The 19,105-nt window shown below is 70.0% G+C and carries 16 protein-coding genes; 6 read left to right on the top strand and 10 right to left on the bottom strand.

Annotation, left to right across the window (positions count from 1 at the left end; translation table 11 throughout):
* Positions 1-187: 187 nt before the first annotated feature.
* The 3 genes from AC1PPL_RS06260 to proC all read left to right on the top strand — a co-directional run bounded on the left by AC1PPL_RS06260 (position 188) and on the right by proC (position 3,497).
* Positions 188-955, top strand: a complete 768-nt coding sequence (locus AC1PPL_RS06260) for a DeoR/GlpR family DNA-binding transcription regulator (protein WP_041838933.1) — start codon at positions 188-190, stop codon at positions 953-955.
* A gap of 49 nt (positions 956-1,004) precedes the next feature.
* Positions 1,005-2,501 (top strand): glycerol kinase GlpK, encoded by a 1,497-nt coding sequence (glpK, locus tag AC1PPL_RS06255; protein ID WP_088887784.1) that lies wholly within the window; start codon positions 1,005-1,007, stop codon positions 2,499-2,501.
* Between the two features lie 165 nt (positions 2,502-2,666).
* Complete coding sequence (gene proC / locus AC1PPL_RS06250; protein WP_047350288.1) at positions 2,667-3,497, top strand: pyrroline-5-carboxylate reductase; 831 nt, start codon at positions 2,667-2,669, stop codon at positions 3,495-3,497.
* Positions 3,498-3,551: 54 nt separating this feature from the next.
* Here proC and ubiA read toward each other — a convergent pair whose 3' ends face one another.
* From ubiA to recG, 5 genes are all read right to left on the bottom strand, one after another.
* On the bottom strand, positions 3,552-4,424 hold the full coding sequence (ubiA, locus tag AC1PPL_RS06245) for a 4-hydroxybenzoate octaprenyltransferase (RefSeq protein ID WP_252101793.1): 873 nt from the start codon (positions 4,422-4,424) through the stop codon (positions 3,552-3,554).
* Positions 4,425-4,618: 194 nt separating this feature from the next.
* The gene (locus AC1PPL_RS06240) at positions 4,619-6,157 is read right to left on the bottom strand and encodes a CYTH and CHAD domain-containing protein (RefSeq protein ID WP_479972909.1); all 1,539 of its coding nucleotides are present in this window, start codon (positions 6,155-6,157) and stop codon (positions 4,619-4,621) included.
* Between the two features lie 26 nt (positions 6,158-6,183).
* Positions 6,184-6,702, bottom strand: coding sequence for a Dps family protein (locus AC1PPL_RS06235; RefSeq protein WP_011803840.1), 519 nt, complete (start codon positions 6,700-6,702; stop codon positions 6,184-6,186).
* A gap of 77 nt (positions 6,703-6,779) precedes the next feature.
* Positions 6,780-7,745 carry a LysR substrate-binding domain-containing protein gene (locus tag AC1PPL_RS06230; RefSeq protein WP_012655431.1) on the bottom strand — a complete coding sequence of 322 codons (966 nt, stop codon included), beginning with the start codon at positions 7,743-7,745 and terminating at the stop codon, positions 6,780-6,782.
* Between the two features lie 68 nt (positions 7,746-7,813).
* The gene (gene recG, locus AC1PPL_RS06225; protein WP_479972908.1) at positions 7,814-9,985 is read right to left on the bottom strand and encodes an ATP-dependent DNA helicase RecG; all 2,172 of its coding nucleotides are present in this window, start codon (positions 9,983-9,985) and stop codon (positions 7,814-7,816) included.
* Positions 9,986-10,043: 58 nt separating this feature from the next.
* Here recG and AC1PPL_RS06220 point away from each other — a divergent pair, with 58 nt between their 5' ends.
* From AC1PPL_RS06220 to AC1PPL_RS06210, 3 genes are all read left to right on the top strand, one after another.
* A complete protein-coding gene (locus AC1PPL_RS06220) occupies positions 10,044-11,303 on the top strand; it encodes a cyclic di-GMP phosphodiesterase (RefSeq protein WP_479972907.1) in 1,260 nt (419 codons plus the stop codon).
* 103 nt (positions 11,304-11,406) lie between these two features.
* Entirely contained in the window at positions 11,407-12,507 is a 1,101-nt protein-coding gene (gene queA, locus AC1PPL_RS06215) for a tRNA preQ1(34) S-adenosylmethionine ribosyltransferase-isomerase QueA (RefSeq protein WP_454536129.1), read from the top strand.
* Complete coding sequence (locus AC1PPL_RS06210) at positions 12,504-13,391, top strand: DMT family transporter (protein ID WP_479972906.1); 888 nt, start codon at positions 12,504-12,506, stop codon at positions 13,389-13,391. Before queA ends, AC1PPL_RS06210 begins: the two co-directional genes overlap by 4 nt.
* Here the strand turns inward: AC1PPL_RS06210 and AC1PPL_RS06205 are convergent, their stop codons facing one another.
* The 5 genes from AC1PPL_RS06205 to trpD form a co-directional block, all read right to left on the bottom strand.
* Positions 13,392-14,105 carry a uracil-DNA glycosylase gene (locus AC1PPL_RS06205; RefSeq protein ID WP_312300500.1) on the bottom strand — a complete coding sequence of 238 codons (714 nt, stop codon included), beginning with the start codon at positions 14,103-14,105 and terminating at the stop codon, positions 13,392-13,394.
* Positions 14,106-14,159: 54 nt separating this feature from the next.
* Positions 14,160-16,832: a diguanylate cyclase gene (locus tag AC1PPL_RS06200; RefSeq protein WP_479972905.1), complete on the bottom strand. Its 2,673-nt coding sequence runs from the start codon at positions 16,830-16,832 to the stop codon at positions 14,160-14,162.
* A gap of 138 nt (positions 16,833-16,970) precedes the next feature.
* Positions 16,971-17,771, bottom strand: a complete 801-nt coding sequence (gene trpC, locus AC1PPL_RS06195) for an indole-3-glycerol phosphate synthase TrpC (protein ID WP_088887793.1) — start codon at positions 17,769-17,771, stop codon at positions 16,971-16,973.
* A 70-nt stretch (positions 17,772-17,841) separates the two neighbouring features.
* Positions 17,842-18,015 carry a hypothetical protein gene (locus tag AC1PPL_RS06190; RefSeq protein ID WP_162844513.1) on the bottom strand — a complete coding sequence of 58 codons (174 nt, stop codon included), beginning with the start codon at positions 18,013-18,015 and terminating at the stop codon, positions 17,842-17,844.
* 10 nt (positions 18,016-18,025) lie between these two features.
* Positions 18,026-19,060, bottom strand: a complete 1,035-nt coding sequence (gene trpD, locus AC1PPL_RS06185) for an anthranilate phosphoribosyltransferase (protein WP_011803832.1) — start codon at positions 19,058-19,060, stop codon at positions 18,026-18,028.
* Positions 19,061-19,105 lie beyond the last annotated feature (45 nt).

Genomic DNA, 19,105 nt, shown 5'->3' with positions numbered 1-19,105 from the left:
CCTCGCCTCCCCTGTGGCAGCGGGGTGCCAGGCGTCCGCACGCCTGCCACTCCCGACAAAATCTTCGTATTCATTCATTTTTGTTCTTTTGTGATCGAAACGAATCAAGGTTTACCCTTGTTCGATTCCTTTTTGTTCGTTTTAAAGTGCATCCCGCCCCACTGACATGCCCGCCCCAGCGCCGCCCGTGAACACTAACCCCCGCCAACTCCAGTTGCTCGATGAAGTACGCCTGCGCAAGTCGCTGAGCGTGGAGCAGTTGGCCGACATCCTGGGCGTGACGCTGCAGACCGTGCGCCGCGACGTGCAGCGCCTGGCCGAACTGGGCCTGGTCAGCCGCTTTCATGGCGGGGTGCGCATGCCCAGCTCCACCGTGGAGAACCTGGCCTACACCCAGCGCGAGGCGCTGAACTCCACGGGCAAGGCGCGCATCGCGCGCGCCGTGGCCGCGCAGGTGCCCGACAACTGCTCGCTGATCCTGAACATCGGCACCACCACCGAAGCCATTGCCAAGGCGCTGCTGCACCACAAGGGCCTGCGCGTGCTGACCAACAACCTGAACGTGGCCGCCATCCTGTGCGCCAACCCCGACTGCGAAGTGATCGTGGCCGGGGGCGTGGTGCGCAAGCGCGACCGCGCCATCGTGGGCGAGGCGGCGGTGGACTTCATCCGCCAGTTCCGCGTGGACATCGCGCTCATCGGCATCTCCGGCATCGAGCCCGACGGCTCGCTGCGCGACTACGACATGCGCGAGGTGAAGGTCGCGCAGACCATCATCGAACACGCGCGCGAGGTCTGGCTGGCCGCCGACCACACCAAGTTCAACCGTCCGGCCATGGTGCAGCTGGCGCAGCTCGCGCAGATCGACCGGCTGTTCACCGACGCGCCGCCGCCCGAGCCCTTCCCGGCCCTGCTGCACGAGGCCGGCGTGCAATGCACCGTGGCTGCCGCATGAGAGGCCCTCCCGGCGACTGAACAGCGCCCCAACACGTTACGCTCCGCCCATGACCTACCTGCTCGCACTCGACCAAGGCACCTCCAGCTCCCGCAGCATCGTGTTCGACGAACGTGGCCGCATCGTGGCCCAGGCGCAGCGCGAGCTGCCGCAGATCTATCCCCGCCCCGGCTGGGTGGAACATGACCCGCGCGAGATCTGGCGCACGCAGCTCGCCACTGCGCAGGACGCGCTGCGCGAGGCGCGCATCACCGCGCAGGACGTGCGCGCCCTGGGCATCACCAACCAGCGCGAGACCACCGTGCTGTGGAACCGCCGCACCGGCGAGCCCGTGCACCACGCCATCGTCTGGCAGGACCGGCGCGCCGAGCCCGCCTGCGCGCAACTGCGCGAACAGGGCCACGCGGCCGCCATCCAGGCCAAGACGGGCCTGCTGATCGACGCCTACTTCTCCGGCACCAAACTGCAGTGGCTGCTGGACCACGTGCCCGGCGCGCGCGATGCGGCCGAGGCCGGCGAGCTGGCCTTCGGCACCGTGGACAGCTGGCTCATCTGGCAGCTCACCGGCGGCAAGCGCCATGTCACCGACGTGAGCAACGCCAGCCGCACCATGCTGTTCAACGTGCACACCAACCAGTGGGACGATGAGCTGCTGCAGCTTTTGCGCATCCCGCGCGCGCTGATGCCCGAGGTGCTGCCATCGGCCAGCGACTTCGGCGCCACCGACGCGGCGCTGCTGGGCGGCCCGATCGCCATTGGCGGCGTGGCGGGGGACCAGCAAAGCGCGCTCTTCGGCCAGGCGTGCTTCACGGCCGGCATGGCCAAGAACACCTACGGCACGGGCTGTTTCATGCTCATGCACACCGGCAGCCGCTTTCAGAAAAGCGAGAACGGCCTGCTCACCACCAGCGCGGCGCAGGCCGGCCGATCGCCCGAGTACGCCATGGAAGGCAGCGTGTTCGTGGGCGGCGCCGTGGTGCAGTGGTTGCGCGACGGGCTGCGCGCCATCTCGGCCAGCTCCGAGGTGCAGGCGCTGGCCGAAAGCGTGCCCGACTCGGGCGGCGTGATGATGGTGCCCGCCTTCACCGGCCTGGGCGCGCCCTACTGGAAGCCCGACGCGCGCGGCACCATTACCGGCCTCACGCGCGGCACCACCATCGCGCACATCGCGCGCGCCGCGCTCGAATCCATTGCCTACCAGAGCGCCGCGCTGCTGGCCGCCATGAGCCGCGACGCCGTGGCCGCAGGCGGCGCCCCGGTGAGCGAGCTGCGCGTGGACGGCGGCGCCTGCGTGAACGACCTGCTGATGCAGTTCCAGGCCGACCTGCTGGGCATTCCCGTGGTGCGCCCCGCCGTGGTGGAGACCACCGCCCTGGGCGCCGCCTACCTGGCGGGCCTGGCGAGCGGCGTGTATGCCAGCACCGACGAACTGTCTGCCCTGTGGCAGGCCGAGCGGCGCTTCACCCCCACCCTGCCGCGCAGCCAGGCCGAGGCGTTGATGGCGCGTTGGGAGCACGCCGTCGCGCAGGCCGTGCTACCCGGTTGACGTAAAAACCATAGCTGCTGGCGCTTGCTGCAACCCATTTTCAGATACAAAACACTCTGAACCTCCCGCGTAGCAAGCGCGAGCAGCTCCTGTTTTTGAATCACTCTGAATGATGCTGGACGGCGCACAATGCCGCCTGACCTCATCGCTTCCCCGCCCAATCCCATGACAGCCAGCGCATCCCCCCTTCCCCCCATTGCCTTCATCGGCGGCGGCAACATGGCCAGCGCCATCATCGGCGGCCTGCTGCAGCGCGGCCTGCCGGCCGGCCAGATCGAGGTGGTCGAACCCTTCGAGCCCGCGCGCGCCGCGCTGCAGGAAAAATTCGGCATCACCGCGCAGCCCGCGGCTGGCGATGCGCTCGCGCGCGCCGCGCTGGTCGTCTGGGCCGTCAAGCCCCAGACCTTCAAGGAAGCCGCCGCCGCCACCCGCGCCCACACCGCCACCGCCCTGCACCTGAGCGTGGCCGCCGGCATTCCCACCGACAGCATCGCGCGCTGGCTGGACACGCAGCACATCGTGCGCGCCATGCCCAACACCCCCGCGCTGGTGGGCAAGGGCATCACCGGCCTGTTCGCCCGCCCGCAAGTGGACCCGCAGGGCAAGGCGCTGGTGGAACGCGTGATCGCCACCACCGGCCAGTTCGTCTGGGTGGAGGCCGAGGAGCAGCTCGACGCGGTCACCGCGCTGTCGGGCTCCGGCCCGGCCTATGTGTTTCTGTTCCTCGAAGCCATGACCCAGGCCGGCGTGGACATGGGCCTGCCCCCCGCGCAGGCCTACCAGCTGGCCGTGGCCACGTTCCAGGGCGCATCGGAGCTGGCCGCGCGCTCGCCCGAGAGCGCCGAGGTGCTGCGCCAGCGCGTGACCAGCAAGGGCGGCACCACGCACGCCGCCATCACGCACCTGCAGGCTGCACAGGTGCCCGCGCACTTCATCGCCGCCATGCGCGCGGCAGAGGCCCGTGCCAAGGAACTGGCGGCCGAGTTCGGCGCCTGATTCAAGCGTCAAAAATAGCTCCAGCGGTTGACAGTCAAGCGCTGGCAGCTATCACTAGCGTAGCAAATACCCTAGCGCCACGCCGGCAAAGATCGCCGCGCCGATCCAGTGGCTCTTGCTGAAGGCGGTAAAGCACCCCTCGCGCGTGCGGTCCTTGATCAGCGTGAAGTGCCATGCCACCTGCGCCGCCGCCACGCCCAGCCCCAGCCACAGCGGCCAGCCCAGGCCGTAGGGCGCGAGCACCCACGCCGTGAGCCCCAGGCACAGCACGAAGAAGCCCATGATGGCCGCCACGTCGAAGCGCCCCAGCGTGATGGCCGAGGTCTTCATGCCAATCTTCAGATCGTCGTCGCGGTCCACCATGGCGTACTCGGTGTCGTAGGCCAGCACCAGGAACAGGTTGGCCAGCCACAGCACCCAGGCCGTGGCCGGCACCCGGCCCTGCACGGCCGCAAAGGCGATCACGATGCCGAAGTTGAACGCAATGCCCAGGAACGCCTGCGGCATGGCGAAGAACCGCTTGGTGAACGGGTACAGGATGGTGAACAACACCGCGGGCACCGACCAGGCCACCGCCTCCCAGCGCGTGGTGAGCACCAGCACGAAAGCCGCCAGCGTGAGCACCACGCCCACCAGCGCGGCCTCTTTCACGCCCAGCTGGCCGCTGGTGATGGGGCGCTGCGTGGTGCGCTTCACATGGCGGTCGAAGTCGCGGTCGGCAATGTCGTTGATGGTGCAACCCGCACTGCGCATGAGCACCGTGCCGGCCACGAAAACCGCCAGCAGGTGCCAGCCGGGAAAGCCGTCCGCCGCCACCCACAGCGCCGCCAGCGTGGGCCACACCAGCACCAGCCAGCCCGCGGGGCGGTTCCAGCGGATCAGGTCGAGGTACAGGGACAGGCGGGAGCGCGGGGCGACAGCGGACATGGAGGCAAGGGAAAAGACAGGTTGCGCAGGGCGCCACGGGGCGGACACGGACACCGAAGGCACAAGGCCCGCGGACGACGCAGCACACGGGGACGGGTGCCCGCCAGCGTGCGCCAAAGCCCGCTTTTATACGCCATGGTGGCCGGCGCGCCCGCGTGGTCGCACGGCACTGCCCGTGAGCGGAAGACTGCCGTTCAACGGCGCGCGGCGTCCCGCAGGGGATCCCAGCCGCGCCCCAGCGCGGCCCCGCGCAGGAAAGCAACCACGGCGGCATCGCCCCCGCAGACAGCCACCAGAGCGGCGGCCCGCGCCCAGTCGCGCTGCGCGCCCAGGCGCTCCTGCCACTGCTCGGCCGCGCCCCGGTGGCGGCCCATGCGACGGGGCAGCAGCGGCGCCAGCGACGTGCTGCCGTAGCGCAACCGCTTGGCGAGAATGCGGGCATGGTGCAGGCCTTCGTCATCGCCCGCCGTTTTGAGCGCCGCGCCCAGGCGCCGCACCAGCCGCTGGACGCGCTTGCGCACCCAGTGCCGCGCCGGCGCGCCGGCCAGGGCATCGCTGGCACAGGCGTCCACGCCGCACTCCCCCTGCGCGGCCAGCGCCCAGCCATGCAACCAGTCCTGCCAGGCCAGCAGCGCGGCGCCCACGGCGGGGCGCTGGAGTGCGGCGCGCGTTTGCGCGCGGGCCTGGTCTGCGGCGGCATCCAGCGCGGCCTGCGCTGCCGCCCAGGCGGCGGCCTGCCGCGCGCCGCCCTGCGCGTAGTGCGCGGCCAACGCAGGCAGCGTCTGGGTGCGCGCCACATCCAGGTCGCGTAAATGTCCCAGGGACTGCAGCAGCGGCGCCAGCGCTGCGGCGGCGGGGGCCGGCCGCGCGGCACAGGCCGGGGCGAAGAGGCGCGCCAGGCTGCGCAGCCGGCGCCAGCCCACGCGGGCCTGGTGCACCACCTCGGGCGCGTCGCTGCCCTGCTGCAGCGCAAACAGGTTGGCGCAGAACTGGTGGAAAGGCTCCTGCAGCACGCGTTCGGCGACCTGCGCAACCGTCATGCCGCGCTTCAGCGCGGGCGGCTGGGCCTCCACGGCCGGGCTGGCCGGCGGTTGCAGCAGCGCGTAGCCGCGTGCGGCCTTGCTCGCGGCCAGCGGCAGCACCGGCACGTGCCGCGCGATGCGCCGCGCCAGCGCCAGCAGTGCCTCAGGGGGCCCCTGCAGCAATTCCAGCTCCAGTTCGCACAGCGGCGTGGCATGCGCCGCGCCGTCCACCGTGGCGGTCACGGCGCCCACGTCCAGCGCCACCTCCACCACGGCGCCGCCGCGCGCCCGCACACGCCAGCGGGTGCGCACGAAGTCGGTGGTAAAGCACGGTTGCAGCGCGGCGGCCAGCACGCCATCGGGGTCCATGGCGGGCCAGGGCGTGCCCTCCAACCGGTGCAGCTCCAGCGCCGGGCCGGCCACGGGCATTTCCCACTCGCCGCGCTGGCTCAGCGCGGACGTGGTGTCGCCCGCGGTCTTGAGAGTCTGCAGCCAGCGGGCACCCGCGCCCTCAGGCCCCTCGCGGCGCAGGCGCAGGGCGACGCGCTGGCGCAGCAGGTCCTGCGCAGGCGTGTCGTGGTAGAGGCTGACCAGGTGCTCACGCACCGGCGTGGCGCGTGCCAGCGCCGGCTCGCGCATGAGGCGCACCGCCAGCGCCGCCGCATCACGCGGGGGCAGCGCCAGCTTGAGCTCTGTCTCGGTGGCGGACATGGCCCGGCCCGCGTGCACAGTTGCGCTCAGTCCTCCAGCAGCGAGCGCAGCATCCAGGCCGTTTGCTCGTGCACCGTGAGGCGCTGGGTCAGCAGGTCGGCCGTGGGCTCGTCGCTGGCCTTGTCGGCCAGGGGAAACAGCTCGCGCGCAGTGCGGGCCACGGCCTCATGGCCTTCCACCAGGATGCGGATCATCTCGGTCGCCTTGGGCGGCTGGGCCGGCACGTCGGGCAGGCTGGTGAGCTGGCCGAACTGCGCGTAGGAGCCCGGCGCCACATGGCCCAGCGAGCGTATGCGCTCGGCCACCGGGTCCACGGCGTTCCACAGCTCGGTGTACTGCGCCATGAACATGGTGTGCAGCGTGTTGAACATCGGGCCCGTCACGTTCCAGTGGAAGTTGTGGGTCGTGAGGTACAGCGTGTAGGTGTCGGCCAGCAGGCGCGACAAGCCCTGCGCGATGGCGGCCCGGTCCTTGTCGCTGATGCCGATGTTGATGCGCGGTGCGCCGCTCTTGGTGCTGACGGATTTGCTGCTGGGCTTGGCCATGGTGCGTCCTTTCTGGGTGGTTGGGATGACTCTGCCATGACTGTACCAACTGCCGCGCCGCGCAGCATCGCCCTGCGTCAAGACAAGCGCGTGACGCCGGGCAACTCGCAGGCGTAGACAGCGTTGCGCAGCGCGGCGATCGCCTCGTAGCGCGTGAAGCTGCGCCGCCAGGCCAGCACCACGCGGCGCATGGGCGGCGGGCTGCCGTCGCTCTCCTTGATGGGCAGGTAGCGGATGTGCGTGTCGTCGCTCTTGCGCCGGCGTGCACCCGTGTGCAGCGCATCCCGCGGCACCGACAGGCGTGGCACCAGCGTCACGCCCATGCCGGCGGAGACCATGTGCTTGATGGTCTCCAGCGACGAGCCTTCGAACGTGCGGCGAATGCCTTCGGCATTGCTCGCGTAGCGCGCGAACTCGGGGCACACCTCCAGCACGTGGTCGCGAAAGCAGTGGCCCGCGCCCAGCAGCAGCATGGTTTCGTTCTTGAGTTCCGACGCCGAGACCGCATCGCGCTCGGCCAGCGGGTGGCTGCTGGGCACGGCCGCCAGGAAGGGTTCGTCATACAGCGGCGCGATGGCCAGGCCGGTGTCGGGGAACGGCTCGGCCATGATGGCGCAGTCGATCTCCCCGGTGCGCAGCATCTCCAGCAGCTTCACGGTGAAGTTCTCCTGCAGCATCAGCGGCATCTGCGGCGTGCGCGCGATGGCATGGCGCACCAGCTCGGGCAGCAGGTAGGGGCCGATGGTGTAGATCACGCCCAGCGTGAGGGCGCCGGCCAGCGGGTCCTTGCCGCGCTTGGCGATCTCCTTGATGGCGGCGGCCTGCTCCAGCACGCTCTGCGCCTGGCGCACGATTTCCTCGCCCAGCGGCGTGACGGAGACATCGCCCGCGCTGCGCTCGAAGAGCTTGACCTCCAGCTCGTCCTCGAGCTTCTTCACCGCTACCGACAGCGTGGGCTGCGAGACATAGCAGGCTTCAGCGGCGCGGCCGAAGTGTTTTTCACGCGCAACGGCGACGATGTATTTGAGTTCGGTAAGAGTCATGGCGAATCCGGCCGGCAGAATCGGCCATTGTGCAACGCCCGCCGCGCTGTGCGGCCGCGGGCGGCCCATCAGGCTTTGAGATAGTCCGATTTTCCGCCAAGCCAGCGCTGGATGTGGCGCTCGGCCAGCAGCGGGTGGCGGTCCAGCATCTGCGGCGCCGTCTCGCGCGCCCATTCCAGCAGCAGCGTATCGGTGGCCAGGTCGGCAAAGCGCAGCAGTGCGTCGCCCGACTGGCGAGCGCCCAGGAACTCGCCAGGCCCGCGGATCTCCAGGTCGCGCCGCGCGATCTCGAAACCGTCGGTGGTCTCGGCCATGGCCTTCAGGCGGTCGCGCGCGGTCTCGCCCAGGCGGCCCGAATCGCCCGTGGAGTACAGCAGCACGCAGGCCGAAGCCGCCGCGCCGCGCCCCACGCGCCCGCGCAGCTGGTGCAGCTGCGACAGGCCGAAGCGCTCGGCATGCTCGATGACCATGAGCGAGGCGTTGGGCACGTCCACGCCCACTTCGATCACGGTGGTGGACACCAGCACGCCCATTTGCCCGCCCTTGAACAGGTCCATCACGGCCTTCTTCTCGGCGGCGGGCATGCGCGAGTGCAGCAGGCCCACCATCACCGGCGCGCGCCCGTGCGCCGCGTCGCCCTGCAACGCCTCGCTCAACTCGGCGTGCGTGGCGGTGGCGTTGGACAGGTCCAGCGCCTCGCTCTCCTCGATCAGCGGGCACACCCAGTACACCTGCCGGCCCGCCGCCACCTGCGCACCGATGCGCTCGACCACCTCATCCTTGCGGCTGTCCGCGATCAGCTTGGTGACGATGGGCGTGCGCCCGGGCGGCAGCTCGTCGATGGTGGACACGTCCAGATCGGCGTAGTAACTCATGGCCAGCGTGCGCGGGATGGGCGTGGCACTCATCATCAGCAGGTGCGGCTCCATGCCGGCGTGCTGCAGCTTTTTTCGCAGCGCCAGGCGTTGTGCCACGCCGAAGCGGTGCTGCTCGTCGATCACCGCCAGCGCCAGGTTCTTGAAACGCACCTGCTCCTGGATGACGGCGTGCGTGCCCACGACCAGCGCGGCCTCGCCGCTTTCGATGCGCGCGAGCATCTCGGCGCGCTCCTTCTTCTTCTGCCCGCCCACCAGCCACGCCACCTGGCGCCCGCGCGCGGCCAGCAGCGGCTGCAGCCAGCCGATGAGCTTGGCGAAGTGCTGCTCGGCCAGGATCTCGGTGGGCGCCATCAGCGCGCACTGCCAGCCCGCGTCCATGCACACCGTGGCGGCCAGCGCAGCCACCACGGTCTTGCCCGAGCCCACATCACCCTGCAGCAAACGGTGCATGGGAACCGGCCGGGCCAGATCGCGCGCGATCTCCTCACCCACGCGGCGCTGCGCGGCCGTCAGGCTGAAGGGCAACACGCCCAGCAATTGTTCGTGCAGCGGCGTGCTTCCCGCCTGCGCCTGCGGGCGCAGGGCCGGGGCACGCAGGCGGGCGCGCTCGCGCTTGGCGGTGAGTTGCGACAGCTGCTGCGCCAGCAGTTCCTCGGCCTTCAGGCGCTGCCACGCCGGGTGGCTGTGGTCCTGCAGCGTGGCCAGCGCCACATCGGGCGTGGGGTGATGCAAAAAAAGGAGCGCCTCGCGCAGGCTCCATGGGCGCTGGAGGCCATTTTGGCCATTCCCCCGCACCCACGAGGGAACCGCGGGGGGCTCCAGCCCCGGCGGCAGCGTCTCGGGCAATTCCACGCGCGTGAGGGCGCTCGCCACGGCGCGGCGCAGGTACGCCTGAGGCAGCTGCGCCACCGTGGGATAGACGGGGGTCAGCGCCGCGGGCAAGTCCCCTTCGGCCTTGCGGAACGCCGGGTGCAGCATCTGGCGGCCCCAGAAGCCGCCCTTGATTTCGCCGCGCACGCGCAGGCGCGCGCCCACGGCCATGGTCTTCTGGTGCGAAGGGTAGAAGCTGAAGAAGCGCAGCTCGCAGCTGCCGGTGCCGTCCTCCACGGTCACCACCAGTTGCCGGCGCGGGCGCATCTGCACCTCGCTGGCGGTCACCGTGGCCTCGATCTGCACCGTGTCGCCATCGCGTGCGCTGCGGATCGGCGTAATGCGCGTCTCGTCCTCGTAGCGCAGGGGCAGGTGCAGGGCCAGGTCGATGTCGCGCACCAGCCCCAGCTTGACGAGGGCCTGCTGTGCGGGGCTGGGGGCGGGCTTCGCGGAGGACGAGGCGGACGTGGAAGAACGTGTGGGTCTGGGCACGGCAAAAAGGCTACCATGCCCGCAGTTACCACACGTTACCGTCTCGTCGTCTCCCGTCATGCTCAAGCGCATCGAAGTCAAGCATCTCACCCTGGGCATGTACCTGCATGAGTTCTGCGGCTCCTGGATGGAGCACCCCTTCTGGCGCTCGCGCTTTCTGCTGCAGGACCCGCAAGACCTGGCGCGCATCCGCGCCACGGAGATCCACGAGGTCTGGATCGACACATCCAAGGGCCTGGACATCGCGCCCGGCACGGCCTGCGTGTCCCGCGCCGAAGCCGACGCGCAACTGGAAAGCGACTTCCAGCACCTGGAGGACCTGCCGACCCAGCCCACGCCTGCCCCGGCCGTGACGCCCCAGCCGGCAGGCATGGACCAGGAGCTGCGCCGCGCCGCGGCCATCTGCTCGCAGGCCAAGCAGGCCGTGGTCACGATGTTCGGCCAGGCACGCCTGGGCCGCGCCATCGATACCGCCGTGGCGCAGGAGATGGTCGACGAGATCACCGACTCGGTCACGCGCAACCCCGGCGCGCTCATCAGCCTGGCACGGCTCAAGACGGCCGACGAGTACACCTACATGCACTCGGTCGCCGTGTCCGCGCTGATGGTGGCGCTGGCCCGGCAGATCGGCATGGACGATGGCGCCACGCGCATGGCCGGGCTGGCCGGGATGCTGCACGACATCGGCAAGGCGGCCGTGCCGCTGGAAGTGCTCAACAAGCCCGGCAAGCTGACCGACGACGAGTTCACCGTGGTGCGCAGCCACCCCGTGGCCGGCTACGACTTGCTGCAGGGCACCGACCTGCCCGAGCCCGTGCTGGACGCGTGCCTGCACCACCACGAGAAGATGGACGGCACGGGCTACCCCCACCGCCTCACGGGCGAGCAGATCAGCACGCTGGCGCGCATGACTGCCATCTGCGACGTGTACGACGCCGTCACCTCCGACCGGCCCTACAAGCGCGGCTGGGACCCCTCAGAGTCGCTGCGCCGCATGGCGGAATGGACCCGCGACCACTTTGACAGCCGGCTGTTCCAGGCCTTCGTCAAGAGCATCGGCATCTACCCCGTGGGCTCGCTGGTGCGCCTCGCCTCGGGCCGCCTGGGCGTCGTGACAGAGCAGTCGCCAGGCAAGCTGATCGCGCCGCGCGTGAGGGTCTTCTACTCCACCCGATCCGATCTGCGCATCCTCCCCGAGGTGGTGGACTTGTCCGAGCCCGACTGCCGCGACAAGATCATCGCGCGCGAGGACCCGGCGCGCTGGCAGTTCCCCGACCTCGCGCAACTCTGGTCCGACCTGCCCGATCCTCGCTGGTAGCGCCCGAGGTGCACCAACGCGCTGCACGGCGGCGGCATCTTTGCGAGAATCGCGGGCTTGTCTTTCTGCCTTGGAACGGGCCCGTCCGGCCCTCAAGCCCCGCATGTCCTCTGCTTCCACTGCACCCCGCACCTTCACCCTGAGCGACTTCGACTTCGAGCTGCCCGAGCTGCTCATCGCCCAGCACCCGGCCCCCCAGCGCAGCGGCTCGCGCCTGCTGGACGGGCGCACCGCCCCGCCCACCGACCGCATCTTCCGCGAACTGCCCGACCTGCTGCAGCCGGGCGACCTGCTGGTGTTCAACGACACGCGCGTGGTCAAGGCCCGCGTGTTCGGCGAGAAGGCCAGCGGCGGCAAGCTGGAACTGCTGATCGAGCGCGTGCTCACCGGCAACGAGGTCGTGGCGCACATGAAGGTCAGCAAGAAGCCGCTGCCCGGCGCCACGCTCCACCTGGCCGGCGGCGCGGCCGCGGGCGGGTTCGACGCCACGCTGCTCGGCCGCTACCCGGATGCGGACGGCCCGCTGTTTCGCCTGGCCCTGCGCGGCCCCGCGGGCGAGAGCCCCTGGGAGCTCATGGAGCGCCACGGCCACCTGCCGCTGCCGCCCTACATCGAGCGCCAGCAGGCCGGCGGCAACGACCCCCATGCCGGCGAGGACAGCGAGCGCTACCAGACCGTGTTCGCGCGCGCGCCCGGCGCGGTGGCCGCGCCCACCGCCGCGCTGCACTTCGACGATGCCGTACTCGCCCGTCTGGCCGAGCGCGGCATCGAGCGCGCCAGCGTCACGCTGCACGTGGGCGCGGGCACCTTCCAGCCCGTGAAGACCGAGAACCTGGCCGAGCACCGCATGCACAGCGAGTGGTACGAGGTGCCGCTGGCCACACTGGCGGCGCTGGAGCGCTGCCGCCAGCGCGGCGGCCGCGTGGTGGCCGTAGGCACGACCACGGTGCGCACGCTGGAATCCTGGGCCGCGAGCGGCCAGGCTGCGGGCGACACCAGCATCTTCATTACGCCCGGCTTTCCATTCCAGGTGGTCGACCTGCTGCTCACCAACTTCCACCTGCCCAAGAGCACGCTGATGATGCTGGTGAGCGCCTTTGCGGGCTACGAGCACATCATGCAGCTGTACCGCCACGCGGTCGCGCAGCGCTACCGCTTCTTCAGCTACGGCGACTGCATGCTGCTGGAGCGGCCCCGCGCATGAGCGCCGCGCCGGCCGGGCACAGCCCCCGCACCGCCCTGGCCGGCATCGCGCTCACGGTGGGCGCCTGCGCCTCGTTCGCACTGCTGGACACCGCCACCAAGCTGGTGAGCGCCACCACGCCGCTGCTGCTGGCGCTGTGGCTGCGCTATGTGTTCCAGTCGCTGGTCACCAGCGCCTATGTGCTGCCACGCAGCGGCTGGCGCCCGCCGCGCACGGACCACCCGCGCTATCAGCTGTTGCGCGCGGTGCTGTTCGCGGCCACCAGCCTGTTCGGCATCTTCAGCATCCGCGCCATGCCGCTGGCGGAGTTCACCGCCATCGTGGCCGCCACGCCGCTGTGCGTGACGCTCGTGGCCGCATTGTGGCTGCGCCAGCCGGTCAGCGCACTGCGCTGGCTGCTGGTGGCCACGGGGCTGGCCAGCGTGCTGCTGATCCTGCGCCCGGGCGGCCAGTCCTTCAGCGGGGTATTGATGCTGCCGCTGGGCATGCTGGCCTGCGGCACGGGGTACCAGATCTTGAGCAGCCGCATGGCCGGGCAGGAGGCGCCCACGACCACGCAGTTCTATACCAGCTGGATTGCCGCCGGGCTGATGACGCTGGCCGCGCCCTTCGTGTGGACCACCATCACCAACGCCTGGGTATGGCTGGGGCTGGTGGTCATGGGACTGTCGAGCGCGCTGGGCCATCTGTTGCTGCTGCGGGCCTACGCCTGCGCAGCGCCCGCCACGATCGCGCCGTTTCTCTACACCCAGATCGCCTTTGCCATGCTGGCCGGCTGGGCGGTGTACGGCCACATGCCGGACCGCTGGTCGCTGCTGGGCATCTGCCTGATCGCCGCCAGCGGCGCCGCGAGCGCGTGGCTGACGGTGCGCGAGCGGCGCTGATCAATACCCGTGCTGCTGGCGGAACGCCCGCGCCTGGCCGAAGTGGCCGTTGCCGATGAACGGCACGGGCGGGCGCAGCGCCGACAACGGCGAGGGATGGTTGGAGGTAAGCACCAGGTGCCCCCGGTCCTGCGGAATGAAGGCGCGCTTGGACTGCGCATGGTTGCCCCAGAGCATGAACACCACGGGGCGCGGCCCTTCGGCCACCTCGCGGATGACGGCATCGGTCAACTGCTCCCAGCCCTTGCCCGCGTGGCTCGCGGCCTGGCCCTCTTCCACCGTGAGGCAGGTGTTGAGCAGCAGCACACCGTTCTGTGCCCACTTCACCAGGCTGCCGCCCGGGTTGGGAAACGGTGGGAAGGGTACGCCCATGTCGCGCTGCATTTCCTTGAAGATGTTCTGCAGCGAGGGCGGCAGGCGCACGCCCGGCGCGACCGAAAAGGCCAGCCCCTCGGCTTGGCCACGGCCGTGGTACGGGTCCTGCCCCAGGATGACCACGCGCGTATCCTCGGGGGCGGTGAGCTGCAGCGCCCGCAGCGGCTGCGGCGGGAAGATGGCGGCTCCGGCCTCCAGCCGCGCCTGCAGGAAGGCCAGCAACTGCCGCCCGCGCGCGCTGGCAAAGAACGTGTCGACCAGCGGCTGCCAGCCCGGCGCGACAGGCCAGTCGGCGGGGTCGGCACTTTGCAGTTGCGTGGCGGCGGGAGTATTTAGCATCAAATCATGCTCCAAGGCTTATCCATTCTGCGCTACAAGCTATATTTACGATAGCTAATCCATTCCATCATGCACCCGGTTGCGGCCTGCCGCCTTGGCGCGGTACAGGTTCGCATCCGCGCGCGCCAGCAACTGTTCGGGGGTGTCTTCGGCGCCGGGCACCACACAGGCCACCCCGGCACTCACCGTGACCACGGGCGCAATCGGCGAGCCGCGGTGTTCCATCTGCCGCGCATGCACGGCCCGGCACAGCGCCTGCGCCTTGGCGCGCGCGCCGTCCAGGTCGCACTCGGGCAGCAGGCAGACGAACTCTTCACCGCCGTAGCGGGCCACGAGGTCGTGCGACCGCCCCAGGCCGCCGCGCAGCGCGGCGGCCACGGCGCGCAGGCAATCGTCGCCCTGCTGGTGACCATACAGGTCGTTGAACTGCTTGAAATGGTCGATGTCCACCATCACCACGGACAGGGGCTGGCCGCTGCGCCGGCAGCGCCGCCATTCGGCCTTGAGGGTGCGGTCCAACTGGCGGCGGTTGGCCAGGCCCGTGAGCCCGTCCATGAAGGCCAGCTTGCGCAGCAGTTCATGTTGCGCGCGCTGCTCGGTCACGTCCACGAAGGTGGCCATGCAATGGTCGCCAAAAGCCAGCCCGCCGATGGTCATCGTATGCAGCCTGCCGTCGCGGTCGGTGACGCGGTATTCCCTGTCCGCGATCTCGCCCCCCTGCGCGCCTGCCTGCGCCAGGTCTGCGTTCCACGCGGCGATGACCTGTTCGCGGTAGTGCGGATCGGGATAGGCGCGCGGCCACCACTGCCCCAGCGTGGGCACCTCGGCCTCGGTGTAGCCGAACAGGTCCATGAAGCGCCGGTTGCGAAAGTAGATCACGCCCGCGGCATCGATCATGCACAGCCCGATGGGCATTTCCTGCATCAGATGCCTGAGCAGGCGCTCGGTCTCCTGCAGCTGCAGCGCCTGCTGCTTGGCCAGCGTCACGTCATGGATATAGCCATGCCACAGCACCGCACCCGAGGCCGTGCGCGCGGGCCGCGCCTGGCCGCTGACCCAGCGCTCGCGCTCGCCCGGCACGAGCACACGGTATTCGGTGCGCCACAGCTCCAGGGTCTGCGCGGATGCCAGCACGCTCTCGCGCAGCGCCTGCAGGTCGTCGGGGTGGATGCGCGCGAAGACCTGCTCCGCGTCCACGCACAGGGCCTGCGGGGGAAGCCCGTAGATGTCCTGCACCCCGGGGCTGGCGTACGGGAAGTGGCTGCGTCCGTCGGGCTCGCGCTGGTATTGGTACAGCGCGCCGGGCACGTTCTCGGCCAGGCGGTCCAGCGTCTCCTGGTGCTGGCGCTGCGCGGTCACGTCCGTGTGGGTGCCGATGAGGCGGGTGGGTCGGCCGCTGGCGTCGCGCGCGGTCACCTGGCCGCGGTCCTGCACCCATTTGTAGCTGCCGTCCTTGCAGCGCATGCGGTGCACGTTTTCATAGACCGCCGTTTCACCCGCCAGGTGGCGCGCCACGTCGGCGTGCACGCGCGCCAGATCGTCGGGATGCACGCGGCTTTCCCATTCCTGCAGGCTGTCGCCGATGTCGCCTTCTGCGTAGCCGAGCATGGTCTTCCATACCGGCGAGAAATACACCGTGTCCGCGGCCACGTCCCAGTCCCACACGCCCTGCTGGGTGGCGTGCAGCACCGCCTGCCAGCGGGCCTGCAGCGCGGCCTCCTGGGCGGCCAGCGCCTGCTCGCGGCGCCACAGCTGGCGGCGCCGGCGCTGCATGAAAACCAGGCCCAGCCCAATGGCAACCCCCGTCAGCAGCCATGCCACGCCCAGCGTCCAGGCCCGCGCGCGCCAGGCGGCGAACACCTGGCTCCAGTCCCGCGCAACGGCCGCAACCAACGGCTTGTCCATGTGCAGGTGGGCCGGAAAGATGGTGTGCAGCGCCACCAGCCGCTCGGTCGGGTCCGGCTCCATCGCGCCGACGAAGAGGCTTTCCATCCGCCCGCTGTCCAGGTGCGCCTGAAAGAGCGTGCCGGGCTGCGCCAGCGTGGCGCCCAGCAGCCCCGCCCGTTCGGGCACGCGCAGGAAGCGCACGCCGTCGCCGTGCACCAGGGTGCTCTCCACGTCGGGGGCGTAGCGCACGGAATCCAGCAAGGTCTTGAACTCGTCGGGGTCCAGCGTCGCCGCGACCACGCCGCCGGGCAGCCCATCTTCCGCCACCACCGGGCGCGACAACGTGATGGCCCAGATACCCAACACCGTGCGCATGGGCGCACTGACGATCAGCGAGGGCTGCTCGCGGCTTGCCAGTCGGCGCGCCGACTGGAAGTAATCGCGGTAGGCAAAGTTCTCCCCGAGCAGTTCGGCGCGGCTGGAGGCGACCACCGTACCCTCGGCGTCCAGCACGGTCAGCGTGCGCACGCCGGTCATGGCGTCGCTGAAGGCCCGCAGCCGCTCGTTGAATGGCAAGGCGCCTTCAGGGCGCGCGCGCCACTGCGCCAGGTTCGCAACAATATCCCCCAGCGCCTGGTTCACGGCGTGCAGTTGGCGCTCCAGGTTCTCATGGACGATATGCACCTGGTGCGCGACCTGCTGGCGCTCGCGTTCCTCGGTGTCGCGCCGCTCCAGGATCAGCACGACCGCGATCAGCGCCCCCAGCGCCAGCCACAGGCCCGCCAGCAACCACCACTCCCTGCGAAAACGCTCGGCCTGCGTATCCGGTCTCTCGCGCAAGGCAACTCCTCCATGCGGGCACGATAAGAATGGCCGGGTAACCGCCTCAGGCAAGGCTCATCGACGCGGCCCGATGACTTTCATGGGCCCAGTATGCCGCCACCGCCCCAACCCCGGGGGACGCCCGGCCTACGGCCGTCAGGCGAACAGCTGGGCCAGCGCCCGCCCCGGGTCGGGCGCGCGCATGAAGGCCTCGCCCACCAGGAACGCATTCACGCCGGCATCGCGCAGCGTGTGCACATCCACCGGCGCAAGGATGCCGGACTCGGCCACCAGCAGGCGGTCGGCAGGCACTTCCTTCTTCAGGTCCAGCGTGGTCTGCAGGCTGACCTCGAAGGTGCGCAGGTTGCGGTTGTTGATGCCCACGAGCGGCGTCTGCAGGCGCAGCGCGCGCTCCAGCTCGGCGCCGTCGTGCACCTCCACCAGCACGGCCATGTCCAGGCTGCGGGCGATCTGCTCCATCTCGGCCATCAGGCCATCCTCAAGGCAGGCGGCGATCAGCAGCACACAGTCGGCGCCCATGGCGCGCGACTCGTAGATCTGGTACGGATCGATCATGAAGTCCTTGCGCAGCACCGGCAGCGGGCAACTGGCGCGTGCCTGCTTCAGGTAATCGGGCTGGCCCTGGAAGAACTGGCGGTCGGTCAGCACCGACAGGCAGGCCGCGCTGACCTTGCCGTCGCCCTCGGCGTAGCTTTGCGCGATGTCGGCCGGGATGAAATCCTCGCGGATCACGCCCTTGCTGGGGCTGGCCTTCTTGATTTCGGCGATCACGCCGGCCTGGCCCTGGTCGATCTTGGCGCGCAGCGCGCCCACGAAGTCGCGCGTGAGCACGCGGCTCTCGGCGTCGCGGCGCATGTCGGCGAAGGACACGCGCTTTTGCGCGGCGGCCACTTCCTCGACCTTCACGTCGCAGATTTTCTTCAGGATGTCGGACATGCTTGCTTCCTTGCTCCCCGCAGGGAGCGTCAATGGTGACGGCGCGCACTGGCGCCAGCGCCCGTCCCGCTCATTCGCGCGGAGGTACCGGGCCCTCGTGGCCTTGCGTGGGCGGTGCCGGGCCGCGCACCACCTTCATGATGATGCGGTGCATCACGATGCCCACGACGATGAACAGCAGCGACACGCCCAGCACGATCCACGTCGCGGGGTCGTTCCAGATGGGAGCGTCCAGCAGACTCATCGCCGTGCGCTCAGGCCGCGAGCTTCTGGGTGTAGGCGACCAGCTGCTGCAGCTTGGCCAGGGCCGCGCCGCTGGCCAGGGCCTGCTGGGCGCGGCGCAGGCCGTCTTCCAGCGAGTCGGCCACATTGGCAGCATACAAGGCGGCACCGGCATTCAGGCAGACGATGTCGCGCGCCGGGCCTTCGTCGCCCTGCAGCACGCCCATCAGCATGGCCTTGGATTCGGTCGGGTTCTCCACGCGCAGCGCCCGCGTGCCTGCCATGCGCAGGCCGAAGTCCTCGGGGTGGATCTCGTACTCGCGCACCGCGCCGTCTTTCAATTCGCCCACCAGCGTGCCCGCGCCCAGGCTGATTTCGTCCAGCCCGTCACGGCCGTAGACCACCAGCGCGTGCTCGGCGCCCAGGCGTTGCAGCGCACGCACCTGGATGCCCACCAGGTCTTCGTGGAACACGCCCATGAGGATGTTGGGCGCACCTGCCGGGTTGGTCAGCGGCCCCAGGATGTTGAAAATGGTGCGCACGCCCAGCTCCTTGCGCACCGGCGCCACGTTCTTCATGGCGGGGTGGTGGTTGGGCGCGAACATGAAGCCGATGCCCACGTCGCCAATGCACTGCGCGATCTGCGCAGGCTGCAGGTTGATGTGCACGCCCAGCGCCTCCATGGCGTCGGCGCTGCCGCTCTTGCTGCTGACGCTGCGCCCGCCATGCTTGCTGACCTTGGCGCCCGCGGCGGCGATCACGAAGGTGGCGCAGGTGGAGATGTTGAAGGTGTTGGCGCCGTCGCCGCCCGTGCCCACGATGTCCACGAGGTGCTTGGTGTCGTGCACCTGCACCTTGTGGGAAAACTCGCGCATCACCTGCGCGGCGGCGGTGATCTCGCCGATGGTTTCCTTCTTCACGCGCAGGCCGGTGGTGATGGCCGCGGTCATGACGGGCGAGAGTTCGCCGCTCATGATCATGCGCATGAGGTGCAGCATCTCGTCGTGGAAGATCTCGCGGTGCTCGATGGTGCGCTGCAGCGCTTCCTGGGGGGTGATGGGGGTCATGGAAGTACCTCTATTTTGATAGCTGCTTGCGCCTGCTACATAAGC

The sequence above is a fragment of the Diaphorobacter sp. B2A2W2 genome, assembly GCF_056730635.1.
The sequence above is the reverse complement of the archived record's forward strand: the minus strand, read 5'-3'. Positions and strand labels throughout refer to the sequence as shown.

Excerpts from the sequence above, each read along its gene's own strand:
- glpK (WP_088887784.1), top strand. The coding sequence starts at position 1,005 with ATGACCTACCTGCTCGCACTCGACCAAGGCACCTCCAGCTCCCGCAGC.
- proC (WP_047350288.1), top strand. The coding sequence starts at position 2,667 with ATGACAGCCAGCGCATCCCCCCTTCCCCCCATTGCCTTCATCGGCGGC.
- ubiA (WP_252101793.1), bottom strand. The coding sequence starts at position 4,424 with ATGTCCGCTGTCGCCCCGCGCTCCCGCCTGTCCCTGTACCTCGACCTG.
- AC1PPL_RS06240 (WP_479972909.1), bottom strand. The coding sequence starts at position 6,157 with ATGTCCGCCACCGAGACAGAGCTCAAGCTGGCGCTGCCCCCGCGTGAT.
- AC1PPL_RS06235 (WP_011803840.1), bottom strand. The coding sequence starts at position 6,702 with ATGGCCAAGCCCAGCAGCAAATCCGTCAGCACCAAGAGCGGCGCACCG.
- AC1PPL_RS06230 (WP_012655431.1), bottom strand. The coding sequence starts at position 7,745 with ATGACTCTTACCGAACTCAAATACATCGTCGCCGTTGCGCGTGAAAAA.
- AC1PPL_RS06220 (WP_479972907.1), top strand. The coding sequence starts at position 10,044 with ATGCTCAAGCGCATCGAAGTCAAGCATCTCACCCTGGGCATGTACCTG.
- queA (WP_454536129.1), top strand. The coding sequence starts at position 11,407 with ATGTCCTCTGCTTCCACTGCACCCCGCACCTTCACCCTGAGCGACTTC.
- AC1PPL_RS06210 (WP_479972906.1), top strand. The coding sequence starts at position 12,504 with ATGAGCGCCGCGCCGGCCGGGCACAGCCCCCGCACCGCCCTGGCCGGC.
- AC1PPL_RS06205 (WP_312300500.1), bottom strand. The coding sequence starts at position 14,105 with ATGCTAAATACTCCCGCCGCCACGCAACTGCAAAGTGCCGACCCCGCC.
- trpC (WP_088887793.1), bottom strand. The coding sequence starts at position 17,771 with ATGTCCGACATCCTGAAGAAAATCTGCGACGTGAAGGTCGAGGAAGTG.
- AC1PPL_RS06190 (WP_162844513.1), bottom strand. The coding sequence starts at position 18,015 with ATGAGTCTGCTGGACGCTCCCATCTGGAACGACCCCGCGACGTGGATC.
- trpD (WP_011803832.1), bottom strand. The coding sequence starts at position 19,060 with ATGACCCCCATCACCCCCCAGGAAGCGCTGCAGCGCACCATCGAGCAC.